The 1202-nt window shown below is 59.7% G+C and carries 1 protein-coding gene; it reads right to left on the reverse strand.

Annotation, left to right across the window (positions count from 1 at the left end):
• Nucleotides 1–150: 150 nt before the first annotated feature.
• Complete coding sequence (locus ACYP5B_RS04910) at nucleotides 151–1125, reverse strand: IS5 family transposase (protein WP_459568781.1); 975 nt, start codon at nucleotides 1123–1125, stop codon at nucleotides 151–153.
• Nucleotides 1126–1202: the final 77 nt, after the last annotated feature.

Here is a 1202-nt window from a genome sequence, read left to right on the forward strand (position 1 = left end):
TAAGGCTACGCTGAACAAGCCGGGTGAATTGAGGCGTTCAGGCGGATAACAACGTGCTCGGTCAGGAAAATTGGCTCTGATGACGAGATTTTGGCTTGCCGCGCCCCCCAGCGGGGTGTGTCGGCGAGGCGCTCGCCCCGCATTCGCCCTTTATGGGCGGACTGCCCCCATCAGATGTCCTCGGCTCAGGTAAAGATTGGCCAGCGCCAGGGCCGTGAAGGCCCGGCCGGCATTCTTTTTCAGGCCGCGGTAGCGGACTTTGGTGAAGCCCCACAGGCGCTTGACCACGGCAAAGACATGTTCGACCCGGGCACGGATCTTCGATTTGTTTCGGTTCTTCCCGCGTTGCACCTCGTCAATCTGGCCGTTCTTGCGAGTACGCTGATTGGTGAAGTCCTTGGCGTGGGGAGCTTTCGATGCGATCAGCTCCTGCTGACTGGCGTAGGCACTATCACCATAGACACGCTGTTCCTGCCCATGCAGTAACTGGGGCAGCGCATGCTTGTCGTGGACATTGGCCGGCGTCACGACTGCCGAATGGGCCAACCCACTCTGGCTGTCCACGCCAATGTGTAATTTCATGCCAAAGTACCACTGCTGTCCTTTCCGGGTCTGGTGCATCTCGGGGTCGCGCGCCTTCTCTTCATTCTTCGTCGAGCTGGGGGCACCGATGATCGTGGCATCCACAATGGTGCCGGTTTTCAGTTTCACGCCGCTGGCTTGCAGGATCCGGCCCACCTCAGCGAATAAGTGCTCCGCAAGCTGGTGCTTTTCCAACAGGCGGCGAAACTTCAGCAGCGTGGTGGCATCCGGCACCGGTTCACGACCCAGGTCAATCCCGACGAAGCGGCGCAGGCTGGCGCTGTCATACAGCGCCTCTTCGCAGGCCAGATCCGCTAGGTTGAACCAGTGCTGCAAAAAGTGGATGCGCAGCATCCGCTCCAGGCCAATGGGGGGCCGGCCGTTGCCCGCCTTCGGATAGTACGGCTCGATCACCGCGCACAACGCCGCCCACGGCACGATCGTCTCCATCGTCGCCAGAAATGCCTCACGTCGCGTTGGCTTACGGTATTGCTCGAATCCCGCCCCTTGATCTGCACCCGCTGCCAACGTCATCTGCTTCATTGTTCATCTCTTGCTGCGCTCGTGATTCTTCAAATAACGCTTCTCCTCACGAATCGGAGGACTTAATCAGCATTGCC

It is taken from the genome of Cupriavidus sp. 8B (assembly GCF_054589115.1).